The sequence below is a fragment of the Amycolatopsis sp. NPDC026612 genome (assembly GCF_040638285.1).
Taxonomy (GTDB): domain Bacteria; phylum Actinomycetota; class Actinomycetes; order Mycobacteriales; family Pseudonocardiaceae; genus Amycolatopsis.
Window position 1 is genome coordinate 135,417 of the sequence record NZ_JBEZYB010000014.1, and the last position, 19,711, is coordinate 155,127.

The following is a 19,711-nucleotide window of genomic DNA, read 5'->3' on the forward strand; positions in this document are numbered from 1 at the left end:
CCAGGGTGCAGGCGCGGCCGTCATCGCGATGGGCTTGCTGTATCGGTCGCTTGTTGTGTTGTGATCGTCTCGATCGTGGCTGATCAACGAGAATGAGGACGTGGTTGGCAACACCGCTGGCCGGAGTGAACGGCGCGTAGCGGCGGTTGACGCTCGGTGTCGGCGTCGGACAGGGCGACGAGCTCGGCGACGGCCAGCGGGCGCCGCACCTTCTTGACAAGCGGTATCCTCGCAGGGGACACCCGGCCGGTCGAACCTGTGTGGAGCGATCATCCCAAAGCACAGCATAGGCGACGAGCCGAACCGGGAGTGTCGTCCAGGGCGGTCCCGAATTCCCGTGCGGGCCGACAACCCTGGTAAGCCCGGCGAAGGGGCCGATCCGGGCTTGTCCTACCTCACCGCGCTGCGCCGCTGGCCGGAGACCGCCGGCCTGAGCGATACCACGCTCGCGAGCGGGCTCGGGCGCGCGCGGAGCACCGTGTCGCAGCTGCTGCAAAACAGGCGATCTTGGACAGCCACCCCTGCGCTGCTCAAACACGCTCGCGCGATCATCCTGCTGTGCGGCGGCACGAGTGCGGACGTCGAGCGTTGGACGGCCTACCACTATGAAATGGTCACCTGGGGCTTGTCAGGCGCGCGGTTACCGCTGCCCACACCGCCGTCGCTGGTCGCGTCAGCGGCCGACGAGCGGCCGCAGGCGGATCAGGTGGTCATCGACCAGGAGATCGCCGTACACATGTTCGCGTACGCCGACGGTCCAGAAGCGGACGCCGGCTGGCAGAGTTTCGAGATGTTCTGGGCCCGCTGTCAAGAGGCTGGCCTGACCGAACCCGTCCCCGGCCTTGGCCTTTCCGCGGAACCACCCCAGCGCCGGGCCCGGCCCCGTCGGTCGGCCGTTCTTGCCGTCTGCCAGACGCCCGACGTCCGCTCGCAGGCCATCCTCCGAGTCGAACATAACGTTCTCGTCGCCTCGCTGCTTGTGAAGGCGCCGGACAGAACCTGGGCCGCGTTCGAACCGGAGCTGGCCGCGTTGGTCGGCGACCCCGAGGCTCCTGGTGTGTTCAGTCGCGCGCAGTTGTACCTCGGGAAGGTGGCCGACCCGGCGACGGCTTCGTGGGCGATCGACTTGACGCCGGGACCCTCACTGGATCGGGGTATCGACGCCGACCTCGGTTCCGGCGTGCGCGCCTGGCTGCTCGACGACGCGCGAACTACGCGCCGCATGGTGGTGCTTGCCCCGCCCTGTGAAGATCTAGAGCTGGGGCGGTGGACTTGGTCGGACACGACACCGGCCATGCCGGCGCTTGCCCGCTACCTCATGCATGTCGCGAAGTTGCGGCACCAGATGAGGGTGCACGCCGCCGCCGAGGGCATCCACGCTCTTTGTGACACCGTGGAGGGCTGGGTGACCCGGTTGATCGCCTCTGACGAACCCGATCCGATCATCCGGCGCCGGCTCGGCACGGCCGTGACCAAGGCTGCGCTGGTGGCATCCGAGCTACGCAGGATGCGGCGCAACGTCGAGATCGCCCGGCACAATGCTGCGCAGGCACTCGGCCAGGTGCCCGAAGCCGAGCCGACTTCCGGGCGGCGTACCTGGTTCGGTGATGATCAGGCGCTTGCGCGGTCCTTCCTGGTGCGCCTCGATGACGATCTCGCGTATCTGGAGAACCAGCTCACGACGGCCCGGGAAGTGGATGGCACAATCACCCGCACCACATGACAAGGGGATTCGACGTGAGCCTCGACGAGTTGGACGCGGATATCCGCAGCGACACCGTGGACATCATCGAAGAAATAGCCAAGTGGCGGCCAAGTGCGCAGCAATGGTCGAGGATCGAGCCGATTCTCGACCGGCTCGAGAAGGCTTTGCTCGAATCCGATCAGGAGAAGATCCAGGCTGCGGTCGTCGAACTGGAGCTGGCCAGCCCGTTCCGCGTCCCGCCGGTTCGTCGGCCGGAACCCGACAAAAACGCCGAGCGCGAACTGGCCGAGCGACAAGACCGGTTGGACCGGATGGTGCACAAGATTAGCGATGGCGGCCGCGACGACGATCAGCGACGCGACCAAGGCCGCAGGTAGCTGTCGGGGCTCGGGACGACACGACGCCATGGCCGAAGATTCCGACGAATTGCTCCGGACGACGATCAACCTGCTCGGCCGGGCACAACACACCGGTGACGTCCGGTTCGCGGACCGGATCATTCAGCTGCTCGACGACGGCCAGGCGGCTCACCGTCATCCCGAAGCAGGTGTGACCTACTGGACGGTACTGGGCTCGGCGCGACACCTCCGGTATGAGGTCACCGGCGATCTCGATGCCCTTCGTGCCGCCGCCACGGCCTTCCAGATAGTCGTGTCGGGAATCGAGCGGACCGACGCGCGCTGGCCGGCGAGCGCGTCGAACCTCGGCAACGTCCTCGTCGACGTGTACGCGGCGACCGGCGAGGAGACCACGCTCGTCGACGCGGTCGCCCTGCTTCGCGCAGCGCGTATCGCGGCCCCGGCCGACGACGCGAACCGGCCTGCGTTGCTGGCGAACCTCGGCAAGGCACTCAACATGCTCGCCACCGTCACCGGTGACGTCGAGATCCGCGAGGAGGAGATCGCGGTCCTGCGGGAAGGGCTGGCGTCCGCCGGGGCGGGCGACGACCCGGTGCTGCTCGGCAACCTCGGCAACGCGCTGGCCCAATACGCCACGCGGACCAGCAGCGAACCCGTCTTCGCGGAGTCGATCGCGGCGTACCGGGCCGCCATCGCCGCCACCCTAGCCACACATCCCGACCTCGGAGTTTTCCAGTCGAACCTGGGCAACGCACTCAGGGACTGGTTCGAGATGACGGGCGAGCTTGATCGGCTCGACCAGGCGATCGCGGCACACCGGGCCGCCGTGGCGAAGGGCAGCGAAGCCGATGCCGGTCGGCAACTCAGCAACCTGGCCACCGCCCTGGTGCGCAGGCACGAGGTGGCGCCGGACCCCGCCGGACTGACCGAGGCCATCGAGGCGCTGCGCGTCGCGGTGGCTGGCAGCGCCCCCGGACAGCCGGCTCGCACCGTCGGCCTCGTCAACCTGGGCAGTGCGCTGGGTACCCGGTTCGATCTCTCCGGCGGGGAATCCGACCTGATCGAGGCGATCTCCGCACTGCGCACCGCAGTGTCGTCCGCGCCCGAGCGCCATCCGATCCGAGCCACCGCGGAGTCGGCGCTGGGTGAGGCGCTCACCCGCCGCTTCGAACTGACCGGTGACGCCGCCGACCTCGACACTGCGGTCGAGACGCTGCGCTCGGCAGTCGTCAACACCGACGCCGGCGACCTCGCGTTCGGCTTGCGGCTCAGCAACCTCGGCCGTGCCCTGCTGCGCCGGTTCGAGCACGTCCGCCACCGCGCCTCGCTCGACGAAGCGATCGAAACAGCCCACCGGGCGGTCCGGGCCACCACGGTGGAGAGCCCCGCGCTGAGCACCCGGCTCGCCAATCTCGGCAGCGCGCTGACCACTCGTTACGTCCACGTCGGGGACGACGACGACCTCGAAACGGCCGTAGCCGTATTACACCAGGCCGCGGCGGCCGGGCGGACGAACCGGCCGGCCGGGTCGTCTGCGCTCGGCAACGCGCTCCTCCGCGCCCATCTGGTCTCCGGTGATGCGACCTTGCTGGCGGAGGCGGCGACCGCACTCCGCGCGGCGGTCGCTGCGGTGGCCGACGGCGAGCCCCACCGCGCGGCCTACCGGTCCAATCTCGCCAATGCCCTGCGCCGGACCTACGAACTGGGCGGCGCCGACGCCGACGAGTCTGCCGAACTGCTGCACCTGGCCATCCGCGACACGAACCCTGGCGACCCGAATCGTGCTGCCTACCAGTTCAACCTGGGCGCGGTCTACCGCGCTCGATTCCGCCGCGAGGGCGACAGCGCAGCCGCGCGAGACGCGGCCTCGGCGTTTCTCGCCGCCGCTGCCGTCCGCTCGGCTCCGACGTTCGTCCGTGCCACCGCCGCGTTCAACGCAGGCCGGATCGCCGCTGACGCCGCGCTCGCCGAGCTGGCTGCAGCCGGTTTTGCGGAGGCGGTCGTCCTGCTCGACCGGCTCGCCTGGCATGGCTTGCCAAGGGATGACCAGGAAGAGCTGTTGCGCCGGTTTTCCGATGTCGCCACCGATGCGGCGGCTTGGGCGCTGGAGTGTGGGGAGCCGGAGCGCGCAGTCGAGCTGGTCGAGCGTGGCCGCGGTGTGCTGCTGGCACAGGCGATCGACGCACGCTCACCGTATTTGCGGCTCCACGAAGCCGACCCTGCTCTCGCCGAGCGGCTCGCCGGGCTCCGGTCCGGACTCGACCGGTTCGACGCCACTCACCTCGGCGCCGACGACCTGCTCGAAGGGGGTCCGGCTTCGCGTTCGTCGGCGGAACGGCGCATGGCTCTCGCCGCCGAGCACGACAGCGTCATCGCCGAGATCGCCGCTCGTGGTCTGTCCGGGCTGCTGGCACCGCCAAGCTTCGAGTCGCTGCGGCGGGCCACAACGGGCGGTCCCGTGGTCCTGCTCAACGTCAGCCGCTACCGCTGCGACGCCCTGGTGCTCACGGCCGAAGGCGTCACACCGGTTCCACTGCGGATCACTACTGACGAGGTCGCCCGCCGCACGATCGCCTTCATGGATGCGGTGGACCCAGCGACGATGCGGGACGGCACCGACGAGGTGGTGAACGACGTGCTGCACTGGCTGTTCGACGACATCGCCGATCCCGTTCTGCGGCACGTGGGGTTCGTCGACGTCGCGCAGCCGGACGTCGCGCCGAGGCTTTGGTGGTGCCCGACCGGTGTGCTGTCCTTCCTCCCGCTGCACGCCGCCTGCCCCCGGCCGGAGCGCGCGTTCCCGGGCCGCCCGGCCGTGCTCGACCGGATCGTGTCGTCCTACACGCCGACCATTCGTGCCCTGCTCCACGCACAACGGCGACCGGACACGCCGCTGCCTCGGGCGCTGGTCGTCTCCGTCACCGAAGCGCCGGACCACGTGTCCCTGCCGGTCGCTAAGCGGGAGACCGCCGCGGTACAGCGGTGGCTTCCCGGCGCGAGAACGCTCGACGGACCGGCAGCGACCGCCGACGCCGTGCTCGACGCGTTGACCGAGCTCGACTGGCTCCACCTCGCTTGCCACGGACGGCAGGACCCCACCGCACCGAGCGACGGCCACCTCACCCTGTTCGACATGCCGTTGACGGTGCGCAGGATCGCTGGCGGACGCGATGTCGCCAGCCAGCTCGCGGTGCTGACCGCGTGCGAGACGATTCGCGGTGGCCCCGAACTGGCCGACGAAGTGATCACCATGGCCTCGGCCGTGCAGCTGGCCGGGTTCCGGCATGTGGTCGGCACCCTCTGGGCGGGCCGGGACAGCATCTCGGCGCGGTTCGCCGACTTGCTGTACCGGGATCTCGCGACCGGCGGACTGCGTGCCGACGGCACGGCGCGCAGCGTGCACGTCGCCCTCGTCGCTCTGCGGAAGCGCTACGGTGTTCCCGCTGCGTGGGCACCCTTTGCGCACGTGGGGCCGTGAAGTGGTCTCAACTGCCCATGTAGTGGGTGGCGGACCACGCCGAAGGGGAGCGGCGATAGCGATCGCGCAGGACCAGGACGCTCCGGTGGGTCGCCTCGGCGCCATTCCGCCCATCCGGCGTCAACGCGGTGTAGAAGGTTCGAGCCGCTTGCCTCGCCACCGAGTCCGGGACGGACCGGAACGTCCCGACGACGCCGCGGAAGCCGGACAACAGGAGTGCGGCGGTCGAATGGATCGCCTCGTCCGCCAGCCGTGCACTGGTCATCGTCGTCCCACAAGCGGAGAGGTAGCACAACCCGGGGTCCGCGGACCGTAGTTCCGCGAGTTCCCCGATCGACAGCGTTCCGCCCGGAAGGACGAGTCCGCCGGCCGAGGGATCGTGCGGATCCACGACAGCGTGCACGGCCAGGTGCGCCCCGCTGGAACGAGCCAACGCCGCGAGCAGGTCGTCTGTCGACCACGACGTGGCATCCACGTGCCGGACACCGAGCAGCTTGGCCACGATGTCGCACTCCACCCGCGAACCCGGCAACGGCGCGTCCGGGTAGTCCGCCCAAAGCACCAGCGGTTCGCTGCGCGGCTCGGTTCCGCGACGCCGCCGGGCGTGCTCCAGCGCCGTGACCGTCGGTGTATAGGACGACACCATCTCGTCGAGCGCCGAGTCCCCCGTCCTCGCGCACGTCGCAGCGTGGAGTGGCAACAACGCGAGCGGGCCCGTCGGCACCCACCACAACCGAGCGCCCGAGGGCACGAGGCGTCGCAGCGGCCGGCGGATCGGCTCGACCACCACGCGCCACAACCAGTCCAGCAGTTCTGTCATGTCCGCTTCGGTCAGCTCGCCCCGGTGCAACGCGGCCGCACGCTGCTCGGCTTCCGCCGCGTCGAAGTCCGGTAGCGGCACGTGTCCCACGCCCTGCCGCAGCATGACGAGCGCGTCACCGTGACGGGGGCTGGCATTGACGAGCACCACAGGGCCCGCTGAGGCGGCCCGGAGCAGTCGGGCCGAATCCGGCGGCCGGAGGAACTGACCGAGTCCTCGCACGCGTCGGACCTGGTGCAGAACGGCGTGGTAGTCCTCGACGGCTCGTATCCGTGACTCCGCGGGCGCTGACGTCAGGCTGTCGAGCCGGTCGCGGGCTTCGTCGAACGCGTCCGCCAGGATCTGGTCGCGCCGCCGGATCGGGGTGGAGTCCACTCGTACTCCCAAGGCCCGGTTGAGCAGCACCCCGCGCCCCAGTTCCAGCAGGTGAGCCGCCCGCCAGAACTCCTGGCGCTCGATCGCCAGCGTCGCCGCGTCGAGGGGCAACCCTCGCGCGTCGGCCAGGAGCCGTTGTACGTCTGATCTGGCCAGTCGTTCGGGGACCACGTCGGCCTGCAGCTGGACCGCCAGGCCGAGCGCGGACGCCGCCTCGGCGTGCCGGCCCAGCTCCAGCGACAGGTAGCCCTGCGCGCGGGCCCCCTCCTGGCGGACCTCGGGTTCGGCAGAACGGGCGGACGCGACCAGCCGGTAGTTGGCCAGTGCGGTGCGACGGTCGGACCGTCTCGACCGAATCCGGTACCTCCGGTAGTACGCCGATGCGAGGTTCGCCAGGTACATCGCCCGCACCGGATCGTCGTCCGGGGTTGCGGCCACCGCGAGTTCGAGGTGGTCGATCGCTTCGTTCAACGATCCTGTTTCCGAGGTCGTCAGGTGCAGCTGACCCAGCGCTTTCGCCAGGGTCGACTGCGCTGCAGGCAGGTCCGGGTGGCCGTCCTCGAGATGGCCGACTGCTCGCCGCCCGGTGGCCACGGCCTCCGCCGCGAGGTCCGGCATCGTGTCGGTCAGCGAGTTCAGCAATACCGTCAGGTTCTGCAACCGGACTGCCAGATCCGGATCGGCGTCGCGGATCGACGCACGACCCCGTTCCAGTGCCTCGTTCGCCAGGTCCGGGTCCCCGGTGAGCTCGAAGGCGTCCCTGAGGATCAGCGCGAAGTCACCGAGCTGGCGCGTCGAGGGCTCAGAGCCCTCGGCGAGCAGAGTCCGGTGGATGCTCTCGGCAGCCCGGAGGTCGGCTTCGGCCTTGAGCCGCTGATATCTGGCGTGCAACGTGTCGGCGTAGGCGAGGGCCAATTCCGTGGATGGGTGGGTGGCGTGGGCGATCCGTTGTGCCTCGACGGCGCCGTCGAGATCGGCGATCCGGCCGAACCGCTCGAACCGGGACGACAGTGACGCCCCGAGGTTCGACATGCGGTGGGCCAGCAACACAGGGTCGCCGTCTGTCGTGCGATCACGGATCCGGAGCAGGAGGCCGACCGACTCGTCGAAGTCGGTGACCGAGTCCCGCGCGCGAGCGCGCCTGCCCATGAGCAGGCTGTGGTTCGTCGCGATGGCGGTCCAGCCGGGGTGAGTGGCGGGGAGGTCGCCGAGCACGTGACCAGACAGCACCAGCACCCGCTCCAGCTCGGGCATCGGGAGATCGGGTTGGGACAGAGCGAACGCAAGCAGGTTCTGGACGATCGTCAGCCGATCTTCGTCGTCCTCGGCCGGCAGGTGAACCGCGCGCTCGCTGAGTTCAAGGGCCTCCCGGACCGCGTGGCGGTCTCCGGTCGCCAGGTGCTGTCCGTTCCTGATCAACGCCAGCGTTCCGAGTGCCGTCGCGAGGGCGGGGTGGTCGGGTTCGGCCGCGGTGACGGCCCGCCTCCCCACGAGCTCCGCGGCGACCCAGTCCGCCGGGCTCGCGGTCTCGTCGGCTCGATACAGCAGAACCTTCGCGCATAGCCGGAGGACGTCCCCATCGTCCGACGCCGCGGCTGCTTGCCCGGCGAGGTCGGCGGCTTGCGCCAGCAGACCGGCTTCGCCCTCCTCGTGGCGGGTCAGCAAAGCGCCGGCAGCGTTGACGATGTCGAAGGGATCAGCCCCGGCCGGTGGTCGCGTGGTTATCACGCGACCACTGTCATGGTCCCATGTGTATGTAGGCGGCCCAGGCCAGCGGATGGTCCGGGTAACGCTCCCGTGCGTCGAGGAGCGCTCGGTGCAGGGCCACGGGAACACGGTCGATATCGCTGTGCCGGGACAGATCCCAATATACCGCCCGGGCGATCCGGAACGCGGGACGGTCGGCGATCGCCCACAACGTCGCGACGACGTGCCGATAGCCCGCAACGTGGAGGACCGACGCGAGGTGGACAGTCTCATCCGCGAGCGCCGGGCTCGTCAGCGCTGTCTCGCAGGCGGACAGGAACGCGAGCTCACCGTCAGCCTGCCGCAGCCGGCTCAACGCGCCGGCGGTCAGCGGCGGTCTTCCGGCACCCAGCGGGATTTCGCCTTTGGACGGCGACGTCAGGTCGGCCTGGGCATGCCCGGCGATGTGGACACGGCCGAACCGGGCCAGCTGTTGGCAGTCCGACCCGAGAAACACCTCGGTCCGGCCGGGGAAGAGATCCGCCAGGAACCGCTGCTCCGTCCTCGCGGCCGGCAGCCCGGGGTCGTCGGAGGCAATCAGGAGAAGGCTCGCTCGATCCACTGACCTGGGGGTGGTGTCACGACGGGCGGCGACCAGTGCCCGCAGGCTCGGGGTCGTCGAGCTGATCACGCGATCCATCACCGTGTCCGCGGCGGAGCCGTGTCGCCCGGCCGCGTGCAACGGCAGGATCGCCAGTAGTCCCGTGGGGCACCACCACAACCGTGGCGGCTCGCCATCCCCGGTGATACCCAGAGCGTCGAGCACGGGACCGGCGATCGCGTCCCAGAGCCACACCAGGATGTCCGACATGGCCCGCTCGGCGTGATCGAGATCCTCTGCGGTCGCATCCGGTTCCTTCCGGACCGAGATCGACAGCAGGAACTGCTCGGCCTTTGCCCGTACCGTGTCCGGATCGACCAGCGGTAGCGGCTGGTTGGTGACCTCGCCGTTCGTGAGAAGAAGCGCGTCGGATCGGAACTGGCTGACGTTCACCAGCACGATCGGACCGCCGAGCCGTCCTACCGCGGTGAATGACGACTCCAGCTCCGTGTCCGGAAGCGCATGAGCGTGCACGATGCCACGCCCGCGTTCGAGCAGTTGCACGGCGGCGCGGTGGTTTCCCACCTGCACGGCGCACGCGGCGGCATCAGTGACCACACCGCCGAGCCTGGCGAGCTCGAACTCCTGGTCGTCGCGCGGAAGTTCGGCGGGCGAGACGTCGGCCAGCAACCCCACCGCGGCCGTGTAACCGGTCAGCGCTTCGGTCCGGCGTCCGGAGGTGGCCGCCCAGTGGCCCCACCGCACGGCTGCCCGGATCCGCACCTCCACCGGGCCGGCCTCGGTCAGGGCCGCGCGCCGGGTTTGGGCGATCGCCTGCTCGAGGTGTTCGGCCGCGGCCGGTTCGTCCTCGTGGCGCCGGTGCCGGGCAACCGCCAGGTTGGCCAAGCAATGGCTCAGGTGGGCGACTCCAGGCGGGCACAACCGAACCGCCTGCTCCTGCACGGCGATCACTTCGTCCAGATCGGATTTCTCACCCGTGAGGGCGTGCCGTGCCAGTAGCGCGTTGCCGAAGTTGGACAGGTAGTAGGCACGCCGCCGATGCCCGGTACCGGCTTCGGCCGCCGCACGCGCGCAGGAGATCGCTTCGTCGATGTCCACCTCTGCCGACGGTCCGCCGAGGTCGGCTCGGGTCAGCAAGGCATCGCTCAGGTTGGACAAGCGGCCCGCGTGGTCCGGGTGGCCGTCCGGGGTGGCGTCGATCGCCGCGCGCAGGTGGGCGATCGCGCGGTTCAGGTCATCGGTCGAGTCGTTGCGCCGGGCCCGCCGGTGGTAGGCCAGGCTCAGGTTGACCTTGACCGATGGCAGCTCCGGATGGCTCGGCGGCAACGACGAAACGGCCGACTCGCCGACCTCGACGGCACGGTCCAGATCGGCGGAGTTTCCGGTGTGGCGGTACCGGATTCGCAACGCCGCGCACAGGGTCGACTGCTCCGCGATCCGAACGACCGCGTCCGGGTTCGGCGTCGTCGCGGCCTGGTCGATCGAGGCCAGTGCGGCAGCCACCTCGGCAGGGTTGCCGGTGTCTTCGAACGAAGCCAGCAGCGCGGTGGCCAGATTGACCAGGCGCGATCCGCGCTTGCCGTCCGAAGCACTCGTCGCGGACACGGCCTCACGATGCGCTTCCAGCGCGGCGTCGAGATCGGCCCGCCGGCCGGTCCACTCGAACCGGCACGTCAGGGCTACGCCGAGGTTGGAGAGCCGCCCGGGACGGGCAGGGTCGCCGGCCGGTGTCGCCGCCACCGCCGCGCGACTCAGCTCTATCGCCTCGTCCAGCTCGGCCAGGTTCCCGCTGCCACCGGACTTCCGGCGCATGGCGACCGCCACAGCCACCACGGCAACAGTGCGGCGTGGATCGGCCGGGTCGAATGCGGTGATCGCCAGCCGACCGGCGCTGATCGCCTCGTCGAGCGCGGCGTCGTCACCGTTTGTCTCGGCCAAGGCCTGCGTCAGCATCGCCAGGTTCGCCAGGCACATGCCGCGTTCCGGGTCGTCGGGTGGAAGGGCGGTGACGATCCTCCGCGTCAACGCGACCGCGAGGGAAGCGGCCCGCACGTCGCCGAACTCTCTGGCCTGCTTGCCCAAGGTGTGGGCCGGGCCCTGCCAGACGTCGGTAACCTTCAGCGGCCCGGCTTCGTTCTCGCGGAAGTACTCGGCGACCTCTTCGGGGACCCGTGTCGCATCAGCCCGCCAAACCGGCTCCAGCAACGCCAAGGCGGATATCAAGTCGTCCGGTTCTCCGGTGCCCACCACGCTGCGGCACCACAACACCAGGCCGCAGACCCGCCAGACGTCGAGGTCGACCTCGTCGGTGTTGATCAGCGTGGCGACCTCCTCGAGCGCCGCCAGCTCGAGGACTGCCTCGTCGTCGTCACGCGTGTACCGGCGCAGCCGCGAGCGCAACGAATCGAGCACCGCTTCACGATCGATGAGCACCACCGCATTATGGACCGGCGTGCAGCCATCGAGCCGGTTCGGCTGCGGCCGGACTCGGCCCTCAGAGCACCGTTTCGGTCGCCGCGGGCGGCTGCCTCTCTCGGAAAACAGCCGCCAGCGCAGTGTCGTCCTCCCGTTTCGAGAGGAAATCGGCCCGCGGGTCGCCGTGCTCATCGCGAATTCTCGCCGCCTCGCGAAGGCAGCGGCGCGCGGTCTCGCGGTCACCCGTACAGTCGAGCGAGATCGCCGTCGTTTCCAGCACGTCGGCGAGGAACCGCTCGGTGGCGGCGGTCGCGCGGTAGAGCAGCTGAGCACGGTGACCGAGCGCGATGGCGGTGTGGTGATCGCCGAGTCCCTGTTCGGCGATCACCATGTTGTGCAGAGCGTAGGCCTCTCCCATCACGTCGCCGCATTCTTGTCGGAGTGCAAGCTCGCGCTCGGCGTGACCGAGAGCGTCCCCAGGCCGGCCGAGCCGGGCGCTGAGCTGGCCGAGGTTGCATTCGACCACGGCCTCCACACGCCCGCCGCCGCAGTCCCGCGTCAGCGGAAGGGCTTGCTGGTAGTACCACTGGGCTTCGGCGTAGCGGTGCTGGAGCTTGCGGTTGCGGCCCATTCCGCACAACGCTTCGGCCCGCATGGCAGGCTCGTCGAGTTCCCCGGCCAGGACGACCAGCCGTTCGAGGTCCGCGTCTGACTCGGCCCAGTGCCCCATCATCTGGTGGGTGTCGGCCCTGCTGCCGCACAACGCCGCCTCCGCGGCGAGATCGGCGGCCGCCCGCGCCGCGCGTAGGCCACGCGTTTCGGCGGCCAGCCGGGCTCCCCACAGCACGCTCGGCCGCAGAGCGAGGAACCTCATCGCTCCACCGAGAGCGACGGCTGCTGCCGCCATATCGTGGTCGTCCGCGTATTCCAGCGCCGCGAGGAGGACGTCGCACTCGGTGACCAGCCACGACCATGCCTCGTCGCGTGTTGTCAGCGTGATTTCCGCTCCCGATCCGCCAGGTGCTGCAGGCTGCCCCGGGAACACCAGTCGGTCGGCGGTCGCGGCGGCCTGGGTATACCAGGTGACCATCGCCGCGAGCGCGCGGTCTCGGTCCGCCGAAGTGTCTTCGGCTTCAGCGCGTTCATTCGCGTGGACGTGCAGGAGGCAGTGAAATCGGTACCGCCCACGGCCGACGTGTTCCAGCAGGTGTACTTCGGCGAGTACTTCCAGGTTGCGCCGCACCCGGTCGGGATTCAGGCCGGTGAGCGCGGCGGCGGCGGAGACACCGAACTCCGGAACGGGATGCAGTCCGAGACGACGGAAGACGAGTGCCTGCTCGGCGGACAACCGGGCACAGGACCAATCCAGCACCACTCGCACCGCGGTGCTGTCGTCGGCACCGCTCAGCCGGTCGAGGCGCGCGCGGGGGCAGGCAATGTCGGCCACGACATCGGCCAAGGTGGTGTGGCGGTTGACGGCGACGCGACTGGCTGCGACCCGTACCGCCAAGGGCAGCTTGGCACACAGCCGGGCGAGATCGGCGGCCGAGTCCGGTTCGGCCGCGACCCGCTCCGCGCCGACGACCTCCGACACCAGCAGGATGGCTTCCCGCAGGGTGAACAAGTCGAGTGCGATCCGACGCGCGGCTTCTCCGACGACCAATCCGGTCATCATCGCCCGGCTGGTCACGATCGTCACACAGTCGGGTGCTCCGGGCAGCAGGGGACGGACTTGGCCGGCGCTCGCCGCGTCGTCCAGCAGGATCAGCATTCGGCGACCGGCAACCAGCGATCGGTACAGCCCGACCAGGACATCCAGCCCGTGGGGCATCCGCTCCTCGGCGACGCCCAGCGAGTAGAGGAAGGAAACCAGCGCCCTGGCCGGTTCCAGCGGTGCACTGGGACCGTGTCCACGAAGGTTCACGAACAGGATCCCGTCGGGAAACTGGTCTTGCCGGGTGTGAGCCCAGTACACCGTCATGGCCGTCTTGCCGACTCCGGCGGCGCCATCGACGATCACCACTCCGGGCGCGGCCACCGCGGTGGCCGCGTCCAGCGCGGCCAGCGGTTTCTTCCGCCCGACGAAGTCCCGCACGGCCAGGGGCAACTGCCTGGGCACGCGAGCTGTCCCATGGTCAGGCGCATTCCGCACGGCTCGCACGCTCGCCAGGACGGGGAGCTCTGGTGGTTGCCCGGCCACCGGTGGCGCCACGTACGGCGGCCTACGGTGGATGACCCGAAGAAGCTCCTCTGCGCCTTGCACGGTGAATTCGGTGACGGCGAAGAAATTTGCGCTGTACGGCTGTAGGAACACCGGAATTTCCGCATTTTCGTGACCGGGCAGCAGCACCGGCAAGATCTTGTGAAGCCAACGTTCGCGGTCCTCGTGGATCATCTCCCGCAGGACGTCGGCTCCCGATCGCACGCTCCCGTGCCGGTTCCTGCCGTAGCCGTCGGAGACCGAGCTGTAATTCTCCGACGCGACCACGACGACGTAGTCTGCTTCCGTTATTCCCCGGAGGGCCCACGAGTACCAGTCCCGGCGCTCCACCTCGAGCCAGGCGTCGAGCACCGTGGCAATGCCCTGCTGGTGGAGGAAAGCGGCGAACTCGATCACGTGGTCCCGGTGTTCGGCCGATTCGTGGGTGTACGAGATGAACACACTCGGTGCTTCCGGCATGGCGGACCCTCCTGCTCCAAGGAATCCTTCGCCATGCACGATAAGCCGGTTTTCCGAAAATTTCGGCTGTCATTGGACGAGCCCGCGGGTTATTGACAGGCCGAGCAGCGGGGATGCCGGGTTTCCGGCCCGATGACAAGACGCTCGAGGCGGTCGACGAGGTTGAACTGGTAGATTCGGTTCACCGGTACGCGCGGCGGACCGATGAGCAGGCTGACCGCGGCCTCGGCGGCGAAGGATCCGGTGATCGTGACGGTCGCGAAGTTCGCGGCGTGCGGCGGGATCTCACCGATCGCGGGCTGCCACTCGGTACGCGCGGGTGCCGCAGCCTTGCGTTCACGTTCTGCGGCCTCGGCGCAGTCGTAGCACGGCCCGGCCCCCGGCCGGTACGCGCCGACGGTCATCAGTGGACCGTGGTAGCCGCCCCAGACCCACGGGATGCCCAGCGCGAGGCAAGCGCGGTTCGTCCACGACCGGATCTCCGGCGGACCGTCTGCGGCGAGCGCCACCAGGTCGAATCTCTTCGCGATCGTCGTGATGGTGTCCAGGCCGTCGACGGTGCGCCGATCGCCCGTGACCAGGACGTCCGAGTTGCGCTCGCGTAGGCGGTGCACCGCTGCCTCGTCCTTCGGCCGCCACCGGTCCCGTTCGGTGTAGAGGACTTGCCGGTTGAGATCGGAAAGGGCGACCACGTCATGGTCCACGCAGTGCACGTGCCCGATTCCGGACGCGACGAACGCGGCGGCGATGACGCTGCCTACACCGCCGAGACCGATCACGATGGCCTTGGAACCCTTCAAGGTCACCTGCGGCGCCCAGCTGTTCGTTCGCCAGCCGGTGTCGATGGACAAGAACAGCTCTCGGCTGCGGCTGTAGCGCTCGCGCTCTCGCGGCGTCAGGTCCTCCGGAGCTGGCTCATCGGCATCCACCAGGTGACCGGTAAGACGCAGTCCGTCGATCGCCGCGCCGACGTCGCTCGGCGGCCGGTGCGGGAACCGGGTGCACACTGCCGTGGTCACCTCGGCCACGGTCCGCGACCCGTCGAGCAGGTTCACTAGGGCCCACAACCACCCGTCCGGGTCCGCGACGTCGAAGGCGAGCTTGTGCACCGCGCCGCCGACACGCACCACGTCATCGCCGACACGCACCGGCCGGCGGGAGACCTTGATCCGCGGGCGACTCATCGGTGCGCTCACGAGCGCACCGCGTCCGGACAGAGCGCCGGCTCCTGCAGCGCCTCGACGAATCGGAGCAACGCCGTGACCACGACCAGCCGCCCGTCAAGCTGGCGGTGGACTACAACCGGCAGAGCGCAGGCCTCGGTAACCTCTGGGTGTCGGTTTTTGTGCTGGTGCACTGTGGGCCTCCTTGGACCGCGGCAACGGGTACCGGCACAGGAGAAGCCCAAGATCAAATAATCGTCCAGCTGCGAACAAAGCCCGTCGCGCTGACCAGCATTGTTCGGAAGGGAGCGAACAATGTCGAGGCATATCGTCGAAGACGAACTTTGCGTTCTGCGGAGCGGCCGCAGACGGTGTTCGCGGTTCTGAGGACAGTCCGCGGGCATTCGAATAGCCGCCGGCGGGCTTCGTCCGGCGCATCGCGCCTGAAGAGGATTCGTTCGGAGTCACGGCCGACACTCATGCGCCCAGGCTGACGACCAACGTGGCGGTCCGCGCGCAGTCGCCGCCTTCGATCGCGGCTGCGTGGGCGCATCGCGGCTGAGTTGCGCACCGCGATCGAGCAGTTCGCAGCGGCCGAAGACGTCTTCTTCCGGCCGCTGCGGTCTGTGATCAGCCGGGGATCCGATGACTGAGGTATCTCGTGGGCGCCACAGGCGGCCGGGGGGATGGGACGCGGACCGGTTATGACCTCCGTTGGCCCTTATCTTCGACGCGCCCGAGCCGACGCTATTCATCTTTAGCCAGGAGTGCTGCTGCAGGAACCGGCGCGCGGTTAGGATCCGCTCGTGGAGCTCGAGAACCGGTTGGCCGGGTTGCTGACTGCCACTGGTGGTGGCGGCGAGGTCGCGTCTGTCGACGTCTCGCTGGTCGCAGCCTTGGCTGAAGCGCTGGCGGTGGATTTGGCCGAGTTGGCGGCGACGGTACGGACCCTGGTGGAGGTGCACGCCGGGCCGACGGCGGCTGCCGGGATCCACGGCGTCGAATGGCGCGTCGATCTGCTGCCCATGACGGCACGGGCGGTCGTCTCGGACGCCCTCATCATCACGTTTCTCCGGCAGTTCGGCATCGAGAAACTCTCCGTCGCAGCGCTGAGCGCCGCAGTGAACCCGTTGTTCTTCGTGGACCGGGTCGAGGTCGGCACCACCTTGAGCGCCCTGCATTGCACCGCATCGAACACGGAACCGAGCACAGACGAGCAGACCGAGGTCATCGAGCTCCTCGAACAGGCTGGACTGCACCGATCGCGCGGCGGAGAGATCACGCTGCGGCCGGCTGGGAGCGCACGGACGATCCAGCTCGTGTGCCGCGCGCCAATGTCACCTGATCGGGTGAAGGTTTTCGTTTCGTACGCTCACGATGACGAGACGCACAAGGTCACCGTCGGCATCCTGGCGGAGCTGCTGGTGCACAACGGTATCGACGTCGACCTGGACTTGTGGGCCGGTCCCGCGCGCAGAGACTGGGGATCGTGGGCTATCGGGTGTATCGAAAACGCCGACTTCGTCCTGATCGTGGCGTCGCCGAGGTACCGCCACGTCGGCGACGGTCTGGTGGCCACCAGCGACAACCGCGGCGTGCAAAGCGAGGCAGCGCTCATTCGAGACCTGCTCCACCGGGATCGCGCCGTCTGGACGGCCAAGCTGCTCCCGGTGGTGCTACCGGGCCGTTCGATCGACGAAATCCCGTTGTTCCTCCAGCCCTACTGCGGCGGCCACTATTTGATTCCGGCGGTGACGCAGGCCGGGATCGATGAGCTGCTGCGCACGATCACGGCTCAACCCGGTCACGTTCGCCCTCCGCTGGGTGAGGTGCCGGTTCTTTCGCCGTATTCCACCGTGGCTGGTGAGGTCACGGCACAACCGCCGCTGCCCGCCACGGTCCGGCCCGGTCTGCCGCTCGTGTCCGTCGAAGACCTGGATCCGTTCGAACTCGATGTCCATCGTGCCATTTCGCTGGATGTGGGAAGCGACGTGCTACCAGCCTTGCCTCGATACGTGAAGCGGCCACACGACCGAAAGGTTCTGGAAAAGGTGCGGCAAGCGATCGCTGGTACCAGCGGTATGGCGATCCTTGTCGGGGATTCCTCCACGGGCAAGACCAGGGCCTGTTTCGAAGCTGTGAAACAGTTGCCGGCGGGCTGGAGTGTCTGGCATCCGATCTCGCCGACGCCGCCGCAGGCGCTGCTCGACGGGCTCGCCGAGGTACCGCCCCGCACCGTTGTCTGGCTCGACGAGCTCCAGCAGTACCTCCTCACGTCCGATCCGAGCCTGGGCGAAGAGATGGCGGCCCGGCTTCGGGCCCTGCTTCGAGATCGTCGTAAAGCACCCGTCCTGGTCCTCGGGACCATCTGGCCGGAGCGGATGCGTACGATCACCTCCGTGGATCCGGCGGCGGATCTCGGCTCCTGCACCCAAGCGGGACAGCTCGTTAAGGGCATTCAGATCGCGGTGCCCTCGCGCTTCGACCAGGCGGAGCTTGCGGCGCTCGGCGAAGCAGCGCAGAGTGATCCACGGCTTCGCCAAGCACTGCATACCCAATCGCGCGAAATCACCCAATATCTCGCAGGCGCACCTGCGATGGTCGAGCGGTACCAGGTCGCCCCGGCAGCCGCGCACGCCGTCATCGACGTCGCCGCCGACGTCCGCCGGCTGGGTTACGCCGGCGACATTCCGCGGTCGTTCCTGGAGCGGGCGGCTCCGGGCTACCTGTCGGACACCGAGTGGCTGGCGACCGGCGAAGACTGGCTCCACGAAGCACTTGAGTTTGGCCTTGCGCCCTGTCGCGGCGCCGCAGGCCTGCTGGTGCGGAGGCGTCCCAAACCCGGCCACGCTTCGGCGGGCGAACCCGGGTATCGGCCGGCCGACTACATCGCCCGTTGGGTCGGTGGCCGGCGTTCCTTCGACGTTCCACCGGTGGCGTTCTGGGACGGTGCCTGCGCACACCTCGATGCTGACGCGCTGATGGTTCTCGCCGGTGCTGCCGCGGCCAGGGGACGAACTCGGCACGCTACTCTGCTTTACGAGCAGGCCGGACAGCTCGGCAGTTTCACCGCGTACGCGCACGCCGGCCGGCTGTATCGCGAAAGTGGGAACGCGAGACTGGCGGAGATCTCCTTTCGGGGCGGCGCCGAGGCGGGTGACGCGGCCGCGCAGATCGAAGTCGCGCGCTGTTGCGACGACCGTGGAGACACCGACGAAGCGGAGCGCTGGCTCGCCTTGGCTGCAGAACAGGGCGACTATGTCGCCTTCGAGATGCTGGCGCAGCACGCCGAGTCAGCGGGTGACAACGTTCGCGCGGAACACTTCCTGCGGGAAGCTGTCACAGCTGCCGGGGTCTACAGGGGGCGCCCGCTTCGCCAGCTGGCTCGCCTGCGCGCCGATGCTGGGGACGCGGAGGAAGCGCAGGAGCTCCGTGCAGCTGCTGCCAAAGGTGTCCAGACCTTTGTCCGACGCCCCCTGCACGACATCCAGCAACGCAGTGGTGGCGCGGCCGAGCTGGAAAGATCACTCCGGCAGAAGATCGCCGAGGCGGAGGACTCGGGGAGCCGCCCAAGCAGTCACGACCTCGAGCTGCTGAGCGAAATCTGCGAGACCAACGGCGAGTACGACGAGGCGGAGCGTTTGGCGGACCAGGCCGCGCGCGCCGGGTATCCCGTGGTTTACGGCGGCCTCGTCGCTGCGCGAGGCAACCGAGGCGAGGTACGGCAAGCTGAAGCTTTGGCGTTACGAGCCGCGAACGCCGGAGATGCCGAGTCACTGTGGATGATCGCGGAAGCCTGCCCGGAAAACTCGAGGTGGCAACAGATTCGGCACTACGGGCTCGAGCCGGACGGCACTCCCAGCACTGCCTGGTGGTGACAGCTCGACGGCGCAGCTCAACAGACCCTCGTGCAGGCTTGGCCGCGCGCTCCAACCCGCTTTTCGGAGGGGATTTGCCGCCCGTAGTGAACGTAGTCCGCCGATCCGGCTCTGGCCGAGCGCGGCGTCGAGACCCTCCGGAGGTGTTTCGTGCGCGATCTTGCGCGGAATATGTCCGCTCCTGCGTACTGGGCTTCGGGGTGCTCGATGGCGATCTTCGGCTTGTACAGGTCGAGCAGCTGCTGGGCCAGGCGCAGCGCGTCGCGCTCGGTCGGGCCGGACACCGCCAGCCGCCACCAGGACCGCACGCGGGTGGCCAGCGCGGTGAAGCCCGACGTCATCTCGTCGTCGATCTCCAGCACCCGGCCGGCCTGGCGCGACAGCGACTGCGGCGGCTCCAGCTCGTGCTCGTCGGTGTAGTGCTTGACCTGCGAACGCACCTTGTTCATCTGGCGCTGCAGCTCGCTGGCGACCTCTTCGGGGCGCCGGACGTAGATCCGCGCCGACACCTCGACCGCCGCGGGCAGCCG

Annotated in this window: 8 protein-coding genes and 1 pseudogene; 4 read left to right on the forward strand and 5 right to left on the reverse strand. The window is 69.0% G+C overall.

Going from position 1 to position 19,711, the window contains the following annotated elements:
- Nucleotides 1-385: 385 nt before the first annotated feature.
- The 3 genes from AB0F15_RS16490 to AB0F15_RS16500 are packed head-to-tail and all read left to right on the forward strand — an operon-like array spanning nucleotide 386 to nucleotide 5,542.
- A complete protein-coding gene (locus AB0F15_RS16490) occupies nucleotides 386-1,723 on the forward strand; it encodes a CATRA conflict system CASPASE/TPR repeat-associated protein (protein ID WP_360270691.1) in 1,338 nt (445 codons plus the stop codon).
- 14 nt (nucleotides 1,724-1,737) lie between these two features.
- Nucleotides 1,738-2,082, forward strand: a complete 345-nt coding sequence (locus AB0F15_RS16495; protein WP_360270693.1) for a CATRA system-associated protein — start codon at nucleotides 1,738-1,740, stop codon at nucleotides 2,080-2,082.
- Entirely contained in the window at nucleotides 2,036-5,542 is a 3,507-nt protein-coding gene (locus AB0F15_RS16500) for a CHAT domain-containing protein (protein ID WP_360270695.1), read from the forward strand. The genes AB0F15_RS16495 and AB0F15_RS16500 overlap by 47 nt, the downstream gene beginning before the upstream one ends.
- A 7-nt stretch (nucleotides 5,543-5,549) precedes the next feature.
- On the opposite strand, the gene AB0F15_RS16505 is transcribed toward AB0F15_RS16500, so the two are convergent.
- From AB0F15_RS16505 to AB0F15_RS16520, 4 genes are all read right to left on the reverse strand, one after another.
- Nucleotides 5,550-8,465 carry a CHAT domain-containing protein gene (locus AB0F15_RS16505; RefSeq protein ID WP_360270697.1) on the reverse strand — a complete coding sequence of 972 codons (2,916 nt, stop codon included), beginning with the start codon at nucleotides 8,463-8,465 and terminating at the stop codon, nucleotides 5,550-5,552.
- Nucleotides 8,466-8,475: 10 nt separating this feature from the next.
- Nucleotides 8,476-11,481, reverse strand: coding sequence for a CHAT domain-containing protein (locus AB0F15_RS16510; RefSeq protein WP_360270699.1), 3,006 nt, complete (start codon nucleotides 11,479-11,481; stop codon nucleotides 8,476-8,478).
- 58 nt (nucleotides 11,482-11,539) lie between these two features.
- Nucleotides 11,540-14,140 carry an SEFIR domain-containing protein gene (locus tag AB0F15_RS16515; RefSeq protein WP_360270701.1) on the reverse strand — a complete coding sequence of 867 codons (2,601 nt, stop codon included), beginning with the start codon at nucleotides 14,138-14,140 and terminating at the stop codon, nucleotides 11,540-11,542.
- 89 nt (nucleotides 14,141-14,229) lie between these two features.
- The gene (locus tag AB0F15_RS16520) at nucleotides 14,230-15,336 is read right to left on the reverse strand and encodes a ThiF family adenylyltransferase (protein ID WP_360270703.1); all 1,107 of its coding nucleotides are present in this window, start codon (nucleotides 15,334-15,336) and stop codon (nucleotides 14,230-14,232) included.
- A 773-nt stretch (nucleotides 15,337-16,109) separates the two neighbouring features.
- Between AB0F15_RS16520 and AB0F15_RS16525 the strand changes: the two genes are divergently transcribed.
- Nucleotides 16,110-19,181 carry an SEFIR domain-containing protein gene (locus AB0F15_RS16525; protein ID WP_360270705.1) on the forward strand — a complete coding sequence of 1,024 codons (3,072 nt, stop codon included), beginning with the start codon at nucleotides 16,110-16,112 and terminating at the stop codon, nucleotides 19,179-19,181.
- 182 nt (nucleotides 19,182-19,363) lie between these two features.
- On the opposite strand, the pseudogene AB0F15_RS16530 reads toward AB0F15_RS16525, so the two are convergent.
- Nucleotides 19,364-19,711, reverse strand: a pseudogene (locus AB0F15_RS16530) (ATPase); the annotation flags it as partial.